This is a genomic window from Paenibacillus sp. WLX2291 (assembly GCF_046603665.1).
Lineage (GTDB): Bacteria > Bacillota > Bacilli > Paenibacillales > Paenibacillaceae > Saccharibacillus.
This window is the reverse complement of record NZ_CP176755.1, coordinates 780,001-793,365: the sequence shown is the minus strand read 5'-3', so window position 1 is coordinate 793,365 and position 13,365 is coordinate 780,001. Positions and strand designations below refer to the sequence as shown.

6 protein-coding genes, 11 tRNA genes and 2 rRNA genes (1 of these 19 only partly in view) are annotated in these 13,365 nt (G+C 46.5%); all 19 read right to left on the bottom strand.

Annotated features, from left to right (window positions below):
• Positions 1-979 precede the first annotated feature (979 nt).
• Entirely contained in the window at positions 980-2,320 is a 1,341-nt protein-coding gene (gene glmM / locus ACDE64_RS03435) for a phosphoglucosamine mutase (RefSeq protein ID WP_411345123.1), read from the bottom strand.
• Between the two features lie 192 nt (positions 2,321-2,512).
• The gene (locus ACDE64_RS03430; protein ID WP_411349001.1) at positions 2,513-4,138 is read right to left on the bottom strand and encodes a CdaR family protein; all 1,626 of its coding nucleotides are present in this window, start codon (positions 4,136-4,138) and stop codon (positions 2,513-2,515) included.
• A complete protein-coding gene (cdaA, locus tag ACDE64_RS03425; protein ID WP_367064269.1) occupies positions 4,116-4,958 on the bottom strand; it encodes a diadenylate cyclase CdaA in 843 nt (280 codons plus the stop codon). The genes ACDE64_RS03430 and cdaA overlap by 23 nt, the downstream gene beginning before the upstream one ends.
• A 412-nt stretch (positions 4,959-5,370) precedes the next feature.
• Positions 5,371-5,985 carry a zf-HC2 domain-containing protein gene (locus ACDE64_RS03420; protein WP_411345121.1) on the bottom strand — a complete coding sequence of 205 codons (615 nt, stop codon included), beginning with the start codon at positions 5,983-5,985 and terminating at the stop codon, positions 5,371-5,373.
• 193 nt (positions 5,986-6,178) lie between these two features.
• Positions 6,179-6,748 (bottom strand): RNA polymerase sigma factor SigW, encoded by a 570-nt coding sequence (gene sigW / locus ACDE64_RS03415; RefSeq protein ID WP_188777435.1) that lies wholly within the window; start codon positions 6,746-6,748, stop codon positions 6,179-6,181.
• A 404-nt stretch (positions 6,749-7,152) separates the two neighbouring features.
• The gene (gene ppc, locus ACDE64_RS03410; RefSeq protein WP_411349000.1) at positions 7,153-9,948 is read right to left on the bottom strand and encodes a phosphoenolpyruvate carboxylase; all 2,796 of its coding nucleotides are present in this window, start codon (positions 9,946-9,948) and stop codon (positions 7,153-7,155) included.
• A 397-nt stretch (positions 9,949-10,345) separates the two neighbouring features.
• Positions 10,346-10,419: transfer RNA gene (locus ACDE64_RS03405), tRNA-Gly, on the bottom strand.
• A 6-nt stretch (positions 10,420-10,425) separates the two neighbouring features.
• Positions 10,426-10,499, bottom strand: a tRNA-Pro gene (locus ACDE64_RS03400).
• Between the two features lie 21 nt (positions 10,500-10,520).
• A tRNA-Arg gene (locus tag ACDE64_RS03395) sits at positions 10,521-10,597 on the bottom strand.
• Between the two features lie 3 nt (positions 10,598-10,600).
• Positions 10,601-10,675, bottom strand: a tRNA-Gly gene (locus ACDE64_RS03390).
• A 6-nt stretch (positions 10,676-10,681) separates the two neighbouring features.
• A tRNA-Leu gene (locus ACDE64_RS03385) sits at positions 10,682-10,763 on the bottom strand.
• Between the two features lie 21 nt (positions 10,764-10,784).
• A tRNA-Lys gene (locus ACDE64_RS03380) sits at positions 10,785-10,860 on the bottom strand.
• A 4-nt stretch (positions 10,861-10,864) separates the two neighbouring features.
• Positions 10,865-10,939 (bottom strand) — tRNA-Gln (locus tag ACDE64_RS03375).
• 17 nt (positions 10,940-10,956) lie between these two features.
• A tRNA-Val gene (locus ACDE64_RS03370) sits at positions 10,957-11,032 on the bottom strand.
• Positions 11,033-11,148: 116 nt separating this feature from the next.
• Positions 11,149-11,220 (bottom strand) — tRNA-Glu (locus tag ACDE64_RS03365).
• Between the two features lie 9 nt (positions 11,221-11,229).
• Positions 11,230-11,302 (bottom strand) — tRNA-Thr (locus ACDE64_RS03360).
• A 1-nt stretch (position 11,303) separates the two neighbouring features.
• Positions 11,304-11,379: transfer RNA gene (locus tag ACDE64_RS03355), tRNA-Asn, on the bottom strand.
• A gap of 40 nt (positions 11,380-11,419) precedes the next feature.
• Positions 11,420-11,536: ribosomal RNA gene (rrf, locus tag ACDE64_RS03350) — 5S ribosomal RNA — on the bottom strand.
• Between the two features lie 62 nt (positions 11,537-11,598).
• Positions 11,599-13,365, bottom strand: a 23S ribosomal RNA gene (locus ACDE64_RS03345); it runs 1,159 nt beyond the window's last position.

The window sequence follows — 13,365 nt, the reverse complement described above, 5'->3', positions numbered from 1 at the left end:
AGGGACACGTGGAACGCTTTATCCATATAAAATTGGGATTGCATATGCATTGGCGTTCGTCCGCAATCCTGTAGGTCTCATGCACATGCTTATTCATCATCTGATCGTATGAGTGTAATTGTATAAGTGTATAGCTGGTTCACAAATGCAATCCATCTATATCTGTACCGGCAGAAATCTTTGTAACCAGGATCGCTCCCGATATTTGGATTTCTATTTACGGTCTGGTACGTCACCGGAAGGTCCCCGCCGAATGTTTCGAACACCTTCACCTCGTCAGCTCGATTCTGTTTCCGTCCGTGATTCGAGCTCTGGCGCTTGATCTTGCAAAGGGTAACAAACGATCCTCACTTTCTATACTAGAGTGATGCCGCCTTTATAATATGTCCAATGTTACAGTTATATTACAAATGGCAACTCGTTCATTATATTCATCTTTGGCGCATATGGCAATGATAAAAATGTGACAGCTGTGTTATTCCTTGGCTGACACATCATAAAAGCCATCCTTCACACCATACCCTTTACAATTAACCTGCTACCAGCGCTGTTGAACCGACATAGCAACAATTGTATGCTCACAACACGCTTGCTATTATGACGACATATTCTTACTCAAAAAACCGCGTGACCTCACTCCCTTCATCCTGTTGCTAAGCACACCAAATATTCGTTATGCACCTGTTTCATATCAACGATGCTGTAGATGAGAGCTGCATTATATTACGGTTTCATGACAGAATTCTACAATAATCTTAAATACCATAATATTACATTTATTAACCTTTTAACCACTCATAATAACTAGATATATGCAAGTTTTAGCAAAAATTTAATATTCCCGTTTCCTATCCCTGTGCATCTTATCCATACAAAAAAGCCTGCTGTCACATGATCACTCATGCATAACAGCAGACTTTGCCATTTCATCTTCTCTATGACTTGCTACAGCATCTTCTGAATGCGGACAAGGACTGTTTTAAACGAGTTCCTTTTTCACCACATCAACAATTTGCGCAACAAATTGCTCTAACTCATCTTTGTCCGGACCTTCCGCCATTACGCGAATCAGCGATTCTGTACCGGATGGACGCACCAGCACACGACCGTTATTGCCAAGCTTGCCCTCCACGTCTTTCACCGCAGCTGCAATGCCTTCGTTTCCTTCATAGCGCGCTTTGCTCTCTACACGTACATTAACGAGGACCTGTGGATATTTGCTCATCATCGATTTCAGATCACTTAGCTTTTTACCGGAGCCTACCAGCGTATCCACTAACTGTACAGCCGTCAGAATACCGTCACCGGTTGTAATATAATCTAGGAAAATCACATGACCGGATTGCTCGCCACCGAGCGTATAACCGCCACGTCTCATTTCCTCCATCACATAACGGTCACCAACAGCAGTTTGTGCCGTATTTAGCGACAATTCTTCCGTCGCTTTGTAGAAACCGATATTACTCATCACGGTAGACACGATCGTACTATCTTTCAGCTTGCCTGCACGGTTCATCGCATCGCCGCAAATGCATAGGATATAGTCGCCATCCACTTCTTCACCTTGATCATCAATAGCGATCAGACGATCCGCATCGCCATCAAAGGCAAGACCGATATGTGCCTGATGACGAACGACTTCTTCTTTTAACAGTTCAGGGTGTGTAGACCCACAGTGATCATTGATATTCAAACCATTCGGTTCTGCACCAATCGTAATTACTTCTGCACCCAATTCTTTGAATAGTGCCGGAGCCAGCTCATATGCCGAACCATTAGCACAGTCCATCACGATCTTTAAACCTGCAAAAGAATGAGAAATTGTCGATTTTAGATGTTCCAGATATTTAAACTTGGATTCATCGTCATTCACGATTGTTCCGAGTTCCGCACCAACTGGACGTGGCAATGTATCTTCTTCCGCATCCATCAGTGCTTCAATGCGCAGTTCCGTTTCATCAGACAACTTAAAGCCGTCGCCGCCAAAGAATTTGATACCATTATCTTCAACGGGGTTATGCGAAGCCGAGATCATGACACCTGCATCTGCTTTTAGTAATTTTGTAATATATGCTACTGCCGGTGTACTAACCACCCCAAGACGCACAATATGCGCACCGATGGACAGCATACCCGCGATCAATGCCGATTCCAGCATCAGCCCGGAAATACGTGTATCCATTCCAATAACGACAGTCGGCTTTTCTGCACCATGTGTCAGTACATAACCGCCACAACGACCGATTTGGTATGCCATTTCTGCTGTCAATTCTTTGTTGGCGACACCACGTACGCCGTCTGTTCCGAAATATTTACCCATGAATTGTGCTCCTTATGTTTGAATTCAGTTGGAATCCCATATCTTTGATTTGTATGCATCCAATGTGTAGATCCTATATGTTTGCATGACACAATCGGTCATTTATGAAAATGACCGATTGCACATCATAACCATTCCTTTATACGTCTTTACCATTAACAATGTCAATACTGTACTGCTTTTGTACAGGTATCAATGATACGTGCTTGATGAGACAGCAGGCACGGCAAGCGCCTGATCGATCATCTGATTTTGCGGTGGCGGAGATACGGTGGAAGCACCACTTCCCGCCGCATTTCCTTCCGTCGCATCGGAAGGTGATGCTTCATTATTTGTGCCACTATTTGTACTTCCAGAAGTACCGTCGGGTGCAGATTCGGCACTGTCACCGCCACTCGCATCATTATCACCGGTACTATCAGGGTTGTTGCTGTCCGGTGTTGTTGTTCCATCCGAACCGCTACCATTATTTCCTGTATTGCCACTGCCTGTACCATTCTCGCTATCATCACCGTTACTAGTTGTACCGCCAGCATTGCCCTGCCCATTATCCGGTGGCGTTGTTGTAGCACTTTCAGTAATCGTCACAGTAACCGTAATCTGTTCACCTGGATTGGAGAGGCTGACTGTTTCCGGTAAAACGACCTGTACGGGCAGTTTGTAAGTTCCTGCTACGCGTCCACTTACATTGACTGTTGCCGTAATATCCTCTGGACGAACCGCTTGAATCGCATCCGGTGCCCCCTTAATACTTACAGACACTTGCTGACTATCCGGCTGCGTAATCGCCGCTTCCAGATTAGCGCCTAGACCATTCAGCTTCACAGGTACATTCTGCACTGTACGTTCAGAGAACTCCTCTGTCGTAATCGTTACCTGTACAGTCGAAGGCGATACTTTATCCGTGCCTTCTGGAATATCGAGCTTCGCTGTTAACGTAGCCGTGCCTGCTTGTTCAATAGAACTCAGGTTCACCGATGCTGTTACAGAATCGCCCAGCGCTGCAAGCTCTTCTTCCGAACCGTATACGGTCACTTCATCAGCGCTAACCTCGGTGCCCGCCAGTACTAGATTATCTGGCAACTGACCTGTATAACTCAAGTTGAGCGGTAATTTGCGTGAAGATGCGCCGATCGGCACTTCGACCTTGACTGTAGATGGAGATACCGTTGCATCCTCCATCGCATTTCCGCTTTTATCGTATACAGACAATGTGACAGTCTTGCTCACCGTTTCATTGGCACCAGCGATATTAATTACACCACGTACAGTACCTACTTGCGATAAGCGACTTTCTGGCAATGTGACATTTACCTTATCCGTATCATCCGTAATAACCGGATCACCTTTTTGATAGCCGCTCGCTGGTTCCCCTTGAACGCTGATCTGTGGAGTAAATGAATTGGACGTTTTCTCCTCAATCGTTACCCGCACAAATCCTGGTGTGGACGATACATACTGCACACTTGCAGGCGTCTCCGCTATGATCGGCAAGGTAACGGTTCCCGCACCTTTAATATCGGCTAGATTGATCTTAGCCTTATAGTTATCTTTGGAAAAATAGGAAATTAAGTCAGATTGTCCTCGTACCTCAATATTAACAGTAGTCGGTGAAATCGACTTTAATACATACTTGTCCTCGTCAAATCCGTAAGGCTGTACTTCTACATCATGAATGACACTTGTACCCACCGCTGCGGATGAAGTAGACGTAGGCATCGTGTTGTTATCCATATGCACCATCACCCACAATAATAGACTCACAATGAGCGCAAGTACTTTGGCAACCGTATTATTACTGATCCATTTGTCCATCATCACGACCGCCCCCCTTCCGCTTCCAGAACGGGATTTTCTTCTCGGTCGTTACATTCGGCTTGAGTGCCTCATGCAGCTTGGCGATCAACGATTCTTCGTTGATATCGCGTACCACCTGACCGTTCATAGCCAGCGATACTTGACCCGTTTCTTCCGATACAATCAGTGAGATTGCATCTCCGACTTCACTAATCCCAATCGCTGCCCGGTGCCTCGTTCCCAGTTCCTTACTAATAAATGGATTCTCTGAAAGGGGCAAGTAACATGCCGCCGCAGCGATTTTCTGCTCCTGTACAATAACCGCACCATCATGTAGCGGCGTATTCGGTATGAATATGTTAATCAGCAACTCTGAGCTGATAGCTGACTGCATCTTGATACCAGACTCCGTATACTCATTTAGACCCGTTGTGCGTTCAAACACAACCAGTGCCCCGATTTTGCGACGTGATAAATAGTTGACCGCTTTGATCATCTCACCGATCATACGTGTAATTTCTTCATCGTCCGCTACCGTTCGTCCGAATATTTTACCGCGACCTAGCTGCTCCAGACCGCGCCGTAACTCCGGCTGGAAAATAATAAAGATCGCCAGTACCCCGAAGGTGAATGCCTGGTTCATCAGCCACTTGAGCGTATACAGATCAAACCAGCTACTCAGCGCCCAGACGACCACCAGCACTAGAATCCCTTTTAACAGCTGTACTGCACGCGTACCGCGCACTAGCAAAATCAGCTGATAAATAATATACGTAACGATCAAAATATCAATAATATCTTTAATGGAATCTTTCCATGTTAAGTCTGCAAAATACTCCATACTGCAACCCCCGTTATATTCTATCTGGTGGATCGTTAACAAGTCATGAATGTATTGCATGGTAGAAAACATTCAGGGGTAGAATTTCGCGCAGTTCAAAATGTAACAGCTTCAAATCCAAACTACGCAATTCTGTCCAATCCATTCAACGATCGTGACCTTCATTGTATGATCACATCAACTACTCCATGCACTAACTATTATCATATTACCCCAACATACAGACAAGTTTGCGATCTTTTTCAGAAAATTCAATTCAAGTCGCATTCCATGGCAAAATGAACCGTGCATGATATGGATCGTATTCCTATTTTCTTATTTTACACGCTTTTTCGTACAACATGCAAAGAACAATGGTAAAACACACAAAAAAGACGCCATCTTGTACAAGAGGCGCCTTTCGGTTGTTCATTTAATTAGTAGAGGCGACATCCGAGAATGCAGTTGAAATCTTATACCAAAGCCAGCCTACTGCCTGATCTATCGTCTGAACTTGTCCAGAGATATGAGCAGTACTTGCCTGAAATACGCTACCGTCGATGACCGTTACATTGCCTTCAACATCACCGTAGATCCTAGCTTGTCCTTTTTCTATTGTTAAATTACCGGCGATCGTTTTGCCTTCCGGTACGATGACAGTATTTCCTTCAATCACAACCTGATCCAGACTTTGCCCCTTGACGATCATCTCAGGACCTTCATCCCACAACGGAAGAGTTCCAAGCAAAATGATGAAAAATGCTGCTGCTGCGGTCAATGCCGGATGATGCTTCAACCAGGTAACCCAGGCTGACTTCTTCTTCGGCTTCGGCAGTGACTGCATGATCCGGTCAGTGAGCTCATCAGATACTGGCGGTTTACGGTGATTGACAGCAAATAAGAGCAGCTCCGTTTGCTCCAGCTCTTTAAAAGCGGCACGGCATTCCGAGCATTCAGCCATATGCTGATTTAGCTCATCCGCCTGTTCATCGGGTAAGTCGCCGTCCAGGTACTCGTGCATATAGGTGACGGCCAGTTTGCAATCCATATGAGCCATTCCTTTCTCGTAAAATAGCGCTTCGTACATCACACCGTACAGGCATAATGTCTGGAACCGCGAATACTCTGTTCAATACGGTGCAGCTTCGGTAATGTTTCAAAAAAGCAGAAAGATTTTTTGAATATGTTTCCATGCCAACCGGTTTATTTTACACGGTTTCTATAGCGTTGTTACATAGGCTTTACAGCTTATTTTCCAGCTTTTTGCGTAAAAATTCACGACCACGGTGCACCCGGGTCTTGATTGTGGTCACCGGCATATCCATCACATCACTAATTTCCTGCAAGGATAGCTCCTGTAGATAGCGCAGTACCATAACCGTCTTGTACTTATCTGGTAATGAGTCAATCGCCTGATGAATAAGCTGCTGCGTTTCCGTCAGCATATATTCGCTTTCCGGTGTCCGCTCATCGCCCGGAATAAGCGCATACCCATCCGTATTATCCTGATCGTTCAGTTCCGCATCCAGCGAAAAGCTAGGCTTGCGCTTACGCAGACGGTCGATACACAGATTGGTTGCAATCCGGTAGATCCAAGTCGAGAATTTCTGCTTTGGATCATACCGATCCAGATTTTTATATACTCTCAAAAACGTCTCCTGCACCACATCTTCGGCTTCATGCCGATTGCTCAGCATTCGATACCCGAGATGAAACAGCTTGTCTTTGTATAAATCAACGATCTCAGCAAAAGCACGCTGATCACCTTTTAGCGCCAGCTTTGCCAGTCTCGTATCCAGATTGTCCACCATCACTCCCCCAAACTCTGTTCCCGGTATGTATATTGTTTGTTGTGTAAACCATTTTACAATCCACTTAAAATCGTACTGGATGATTCCGTAAATTGCAATCTTAATCCTGCGATAATTTCAGCATTTACACAATTACGGTATACCAAATATCAAAATTCGTACATTCCATATCCAAATGGAAATGATCAATTACAATTTCAGCATGAATATTTCCAGAAAAAAGAAGCCCTTTAATGTGATTTCCCAACCATTAGAACACGATCAATATTCCATCTATCATTAGCTATAACTCATAACTCATAACTCATAACTCATAACGGATGATAAGAAAAAAGGATACTATTGTATAGTACTTTAATAGTATCCTTTTTCTATTTAATTACTCCAATATATACTCTCTGATATCAACCGGTATTGCGCAAACCGGATGCAATGCCGTTAATTGTCAATAACACTTCGCGCAGCAATTCAGCATCATCCGAGCCTTCTTCGCGAATATCGCGCAGCTCACTCAGCAATTGTACCTGCAAATAGCTCAATGGATCTACATACGGATTACGCAGACGTACAGATTCCTGAATGACCGGTACATTGTCCAGAATCTCCTGCTGACCGCTAATTTGCAAAACAAGATCGCGTGTCAGGTTAAATTCTTCTTCAATCATACCAAAGATCCGATTACGATAACTCTCTTCTTTACACATACCAGCATATTCACGAGCAATCGTCAGATCCGCTTTTGCAATCGCCATTTGCAGCGTATCGATCAGCGTTTTGAAGAATGGGAACTCCTTGTACATATGTTGCAGTTCAGCCATATTTTCCGGTTTGTTCTGATAGAAATGCTGGATACCCGTGCCCGCTGCATACCAAGCTGGCAGCAGATAACGACTTTGTGTCCATGCAAATACCCACGGAATCGCACGCAAATCTTCAAAACGGTCACTGTTTTTACGCTTGGATGGACGCGAACCAATATTCAACTCGCCCACTTCTGGCAACGGTGTCGATTGCTTGAAGAAGTTCATAAAGTCTGGATCGCGGAAGATCAGGTCCTGATACTTGTTCAGAGACACTTCCGAAATCCCACGGATAATGTTATCCCATTCTTTATTATTCTCACCAGCTGGTTCACCAGTCTGAGCAATCGCCGCCGAAGTAATCAGTGCAGAGATCGCCTGCTCCAGACTACGGTAAGCAATGCCCTGCAAGGAATAACGAGAAGACAGCACTTCACCCTGCTCTGTAATTTTGATACCGCCACCGATCGTATGTGGAGGCTGAGCCATAATACTGCGATCCAGCGACATCCCGCCACGTCCGAGCGCACCGCCGCGACCGTGGAAGAACTTCAGCTTGATACCATATTCTTGTCCCATTGCCGTGATATCGTTCAACGCCAGACGCAATTCCCAGTTCGCTGTTACCACACCACCGTCTTTATTACTGTCAGAGTAACCAAGCATGATCTCATGCAGATCATTCATCGAAGCAACAGCAGCACGATAAGCTGGCAGATCCAGCACACTACGCATAATTTGCGGTGCTGCATGCAGATCGTCAATCGTTTCAAACAGAGGCACTGCTTGCACCGTACAATGAACTTGACCATCTGGCAACAAGCGGAACAGCCCTGTTTCTTTGGCAAAGATCATAACTTCCAAAATATCGCTCGCACCCTGAGTCATACTGATCAGGTAGCTAGAAATACAGTTTTTGCCGAATTCCTGTTGCGCTTTGGCAATCGTACGATAAACCGCCAGACACTCTTCAGTACTTTCACTGTAATTAAAATATGGCGAAGTCAGCGGACGCGGATCGGTCATCAGCTTGCCCAGCAATTCAATCTTCTCACTTTCACTTAGACTGGAATAGTCATCCACAATCTGCATACCAGCAAGAATCTCTTTCAGTGCATTTTCATGTTCCTGACTGTGCTGACGGACATCGAGGGTAGCTGTATGGAAACCAAACAGCTCCACCTGACGAATCATTTTTTGTACATACGTATCCGCGACATAATCGGCATAGTGATGACGCAGACTCTTATCAATCGTCCACAGGTCTTCCAGCAGTTCAGAGACATGATTATAACGCTCCATCGTACCGCGTTTGGAGTCGTCGACGATATTGTTCAGTTTGCGTAGCATATAGGCGATTTTGATACGGTAAGGTTCATTCTCGTTGTTCCAGCTGTACGTTTTATCAATCGTCACATGCAGACGATCCTTTTGAATGGAAGAAAGCAATTCTTCCGATACGTCAATAATTGTTGTGCTAAAGCTCAGCGAGTTCATCATATCACGCAAAATCCGCTGATATTCACGAATCGCTAGCTTACGCTGCATCTGTAGTGTTTTCCAGGTCACTTCTGCTGTTACGGAAGGATTACCATCACGGTCGCCACCGATCCACGAACCAAAACGCAAGAAGCCTGGTACATGCCAGTGATGATCTGGATAATGCTTCGCCAATGAGCGCTCCAGCTCTTGGTACAGCTCTGGTAATACATCAAACAGCGTTTCGTGGAAATAATACATACCGTTACGAACTTCATCCAGTACCGTTGGTTTGCGATCACGCAGCTCATCGGTTTGCCAGAGCGTAATGACTTCGTTCAGCAACTTCTCGCGCAGCTGTTCGCGCTCACGGAAGGTTAGAGTCGGATTGTCGAGCAATTTAACATCTTCGGAAATGCGCTTGTGGATATCAAGAATAACGCGACGCATCGCTTCAGTTGGATGCGCAGTCATTACGAGTTCCAGCGATAGATCAGCTAATAGAGCTTCCACTTGTTCTTGACTGAAATTGTGCTTCTTCAGTTGTTGAACTGCACTCTCCATGGAACCGGATTGAACCGTCTCTCCCGCCGAACGCTCATAATCACGTTTGCGACGGATGCGATGATTCTGCTCTGCAATATTAACCAATTGGAAATAAATTGCAAAAGCCCGTATCACCTGATGCCGATTATCTGAATCCAGATTGCGGATCAATGTTTTAAATTCCTCGAATACTTCAGGCAAAGACACTGCACGCAGCGATTTACTCAGCTCGCGGATTTTCTCCACAATATCCAGCAGCTCTTGACCACCCTGATGTACAAGCACTTCACCCAGGATGTTTCCCAAAAAGCGTACATCGCGCCGTAGCAGATTGTTAGAATGGTTTTTACTTACATTCACTGTCAACTCAGACATGCTTCTCCTCCTATCGTTCCCCACCGGTGTTGATTCTAATGAAGGTTAACATCTTCTTAACATCATACAACAAAGCGTCAGCGAATACTTTAATTAATTTAATCGTTATGATTATTTATGCAAACATTTCATCATTCACTCATAATGACTTCACAGCGTTATCGCACTACATCATTATACTACAATCCTTTAACGTGTGAAGATTAAATTAGACCTATTTGTCAGAATGACAATCACGTGCATTTATTTATTAAAAATGAAACAGCTACCCATATCATCCCTACACATGATCAACACTCTAAATCCCTAATCTAAATTTCCAATATGAATGTTTAATCTGAATACGCTTGCATGTCCATATAGCAAAAAAAGACCGTTTCCGGTCTTAAATTATAATTGGAGCGGGTGATGGGAATCGAACCCACGCTACCAGCTTGGAAGGCTGGAGTTCTACCATTGAACTACACCCGCATACAATCGGGATGACACGATTTGAACATGCGACCCCCTGGTCCCAAACCAGGTGCTCTACCAAGCTGAGCTACATCCCGATATGCAGAAATATGAAAATATGGCGCGCCCTAAGAGATTCGAACTCCTGACCTTTTGATTCGTAGTCAAACGCTCTATCCAGCTGAGCTAAGGGCGCAAATGGAGCGGACGACGGGAATCGAACCCGCGACCCTCGCCTTGGCAAGGCGATGCTCTACCGCTGAGCCACGTCCGCAAAGGATGCGCGTGGAGGGACTTGAACCCCCACGTCGTAAGACGCTAGATCCTAAGTCTAGTGCGTCTGCCAATTCCGCCACACGCGCATGTAAAACCTGAAGTGAAAATGGTGAGCCATGAAGGACTCGAACCTTCGACACCCTGATTAAAAGTCAGGTGCTCTACCAACTGAGCTAATGGCTCATGATGGCTGGGGATATAGGATTTGAACCTATGCATGACGGAGTCAAAGTCCGTTGCCTTACCGCTTGGCTAATCCCCAACGTCATGAAATAACGATGGTGGAGACTGAGGGGATCGAACCCCCGACCCTCTGCTTGTAAGGCAGATGCTCTCCCAGCTGAGCTAAGTCTCCAAAAGTATTAGTTGTAAAGGCAATGTCCATCATTGTACATAGTCGTACCCTAAATCTTGGCTTATCAAGCGCTGACAATCCTTTACTACTCAAATCTTTTCATAAAAAGAAAAGAATGACCCGTAGGGGATTCGAACCCCTGTTACCTCCGTGAAAGGGAGGTGTCTTAACCCCTTGACCAACGGGCCTTACCAAAAAGCTCTCAACCGGATTCGAACCGGTGACCTCATCCTTACCATGGATGCACTCTACCTACTGAGCTATGAGAGCATGGCTCCCCGAACAGGACTCGAACCTGTGACAACTCGATTAACAGTCGAGTGCTCTACCAACTGAGCTATCAGGGAATAGTCGCCACTCTCTAGAAGTGGCTAGTCTTACTGTTTCGCTTGGCAACGTCCTACTCTCCCAGGACCCTGCGGTCCAAGTACCATCGGCGCTGGAGGGCTTAACGGTCGTGTTCGGGATGGGTACGTGTGGAACCCCTCCGCCATCATCACCAAACGTGCAGATGTGTTCATCACCTGAAAACTGAATCCGAAACGATCCATCGCGTATTTAGAATCTTGGATAAGCCCTCGACCGATTAGTATTGGTCAGCTCCATGCATTGCTGCACTTCCACCCCCAACCTATCAACCTCGTCGTCTTCAAGGGGTCTTACTACTTGGGAAATCTCATCTTGAGGGGGGCTTCACGCTTAGATGCTTTCAGCGCTTATCCCGTCCGCACGTAGCTACCCAGCGATGCTCCTGGCGGAACAACTGGTACACCAGCGGTGCGTCCATCCCGGTCCTCTCGTACTAAGGACAGCTCCTCTCAAATTTCCTACGCCCACGACAGATAGGGACCGAACTGTCTCACGACGTTCTGAACCCAGCTCGCGTACCGCTTTAATGGGCGAACAGCCCAACCCTTGGGACCTACTTCAGCCCCAGGATGCGATGAGCCGACATCGAGGTGCCAAACCTCCCCGTCGATGTGGACTCTTGGGGGAGATAAGCCTGTTATCCCCAGGGTAGCTTTTATCCGTTGAGCGATGGCCCTTCCATGCGGTACCACCGGATCACTAAGCCCGACTTTCGTCCCTGCTCGACGTGTAGGTCTCGCAGTCAAGCTCCCTTTTGCCTTTGCACTCTTCGAATGATTTCCAACCATTCTGAGGGAACCTTAGGGCGCCTCCGTTACATTTTAGGAGGCGACCGCCCCAGTCAAACTGCCCACCTGACACGGTCCCCGTACCGGATCACGGTACTAGGTTAGAACTCAGATGCGATCAGGGTGGTATCCCAACGGCGCCTCCAAGGAAGCTTGCGCTCCCTCTTCCAAGGCTCCCACCTATCCTGTACAAATCGCACCCCAGTTCAATATCAAGCTGCAGTAAAGCTCCATGGGGTCTTTCCGTCTTGTCGCGGGTAACCTGCATCTTCACAGGTATTAAAATTTCACCGGATCTCTCGTTGAGACAGCGCCCAAATCGTTACGCCATTCGTGCGGGTCAGAATTTACCTGACAAGGAATTTCGCTACCTTAGGACCGTTATAGTTACGGCCGCCGTTTACTGGGGCTTCGGTTCATAGCTTCGCCCGAAGACTAACCACTCCCCTTAACCTTCCAGCACCGGGCAGGCGTCAGCCCGTATACTTCGCCTTGCGGCTTCGCACAGACCTGTGTTTTTGCTAAACAGTCGCTTGGGCCTTTTCACTGCGGCCCCCTCGTGCTATTCACACTACCGGGGCACCCCTTCTCCCGAAGTTACGGGGTCATTTTGCCGAGTTCCTTAACGAGAGTTCTTCCGCGCGCCTTAGAATTCTCTTCTCACCTACCTGTGTCGGTTTACGGTACGGGCACCTGCTTCCTGGCTAGAGGCTTTTCTTGGCAGTGTGAGATCATGACCTTCGCTACTGTACATTTCGCTCCCCATCACAGCTTGACCTTGGAGTGTGCGGATTTACCTACACACAAGTCTCACTGCTTAGACAGGCATCCATCAGCCTGCGTCACTACCCTCCTGCGTCACCCCGTTGCTCATAGCGGCTTTCGGTGGTACAGGAATTTCAACCTGTTGTCCGTCGACTACGCCTTTCGGCCTCGCCTTAGGTCCCGACTTACCCTGAGAGGACGAGCCTTCCTCAGGAACCCTTAGGTTTTCGGCGGATCAGATTCTCACTGATCTTTTCGTTACTCATACCGGCATTCTCACTTGAATGATGTCCAGCGCTCCTTGCGGTACACCTTCAATCCTCATTCAACGCTCCCCTACCCCTGATGCGATGCATCAAGCCATAGCTTCGGTGGTGTGTTTAGCCCCGTTACATTTTCGGCGCAGAGTCA

Excerpts from the sequence above, each read along its gene's own strand:
- ACDE64_RS03420 (WP_411345121.1), bottom strand. The coding sequence starts at position 5,985 with ATGGATTGCAAACTGGCCGTCACCTATATGCACGAGTACCTGGACGGC.
- cdaA (WP_367064269.1), bottom strand. The coding sequence starts at position 4,958 with ATGGAGTATTTTGCAGACTTAACATGGAAAGATTCCATTAAAGATATT.
- sigW (WP_188777435.1), bottom strand. The coding sequence starts at position 6,748 with ATGGTGGACAATCTGGATACGAGACTGGCAAAGCTGGCGCTAAAAGGT.
- ACDE64_RS03430 (WP_411349001.1), bottom strand. The coding sequence starts at position 4,138 with ATGATGGACAAATGGATCAGTAATAATACGGTTGCCAAAGTACTTGCG.
- glmM (WP_411345123.1), bottom strand. The coding sequence starts at position 2,320 with ATGGGTAAATATTTCGGAACAGACGGCGTACGTGGTGTCGCCAACAAA.
- ppc (WP_411349000.1), bottom strand. The coding sequence starts at position 9,948 with ATGTCTGAGTTGACAGTGAATGTAAGTAAAAACCATTCTAACAATCTG.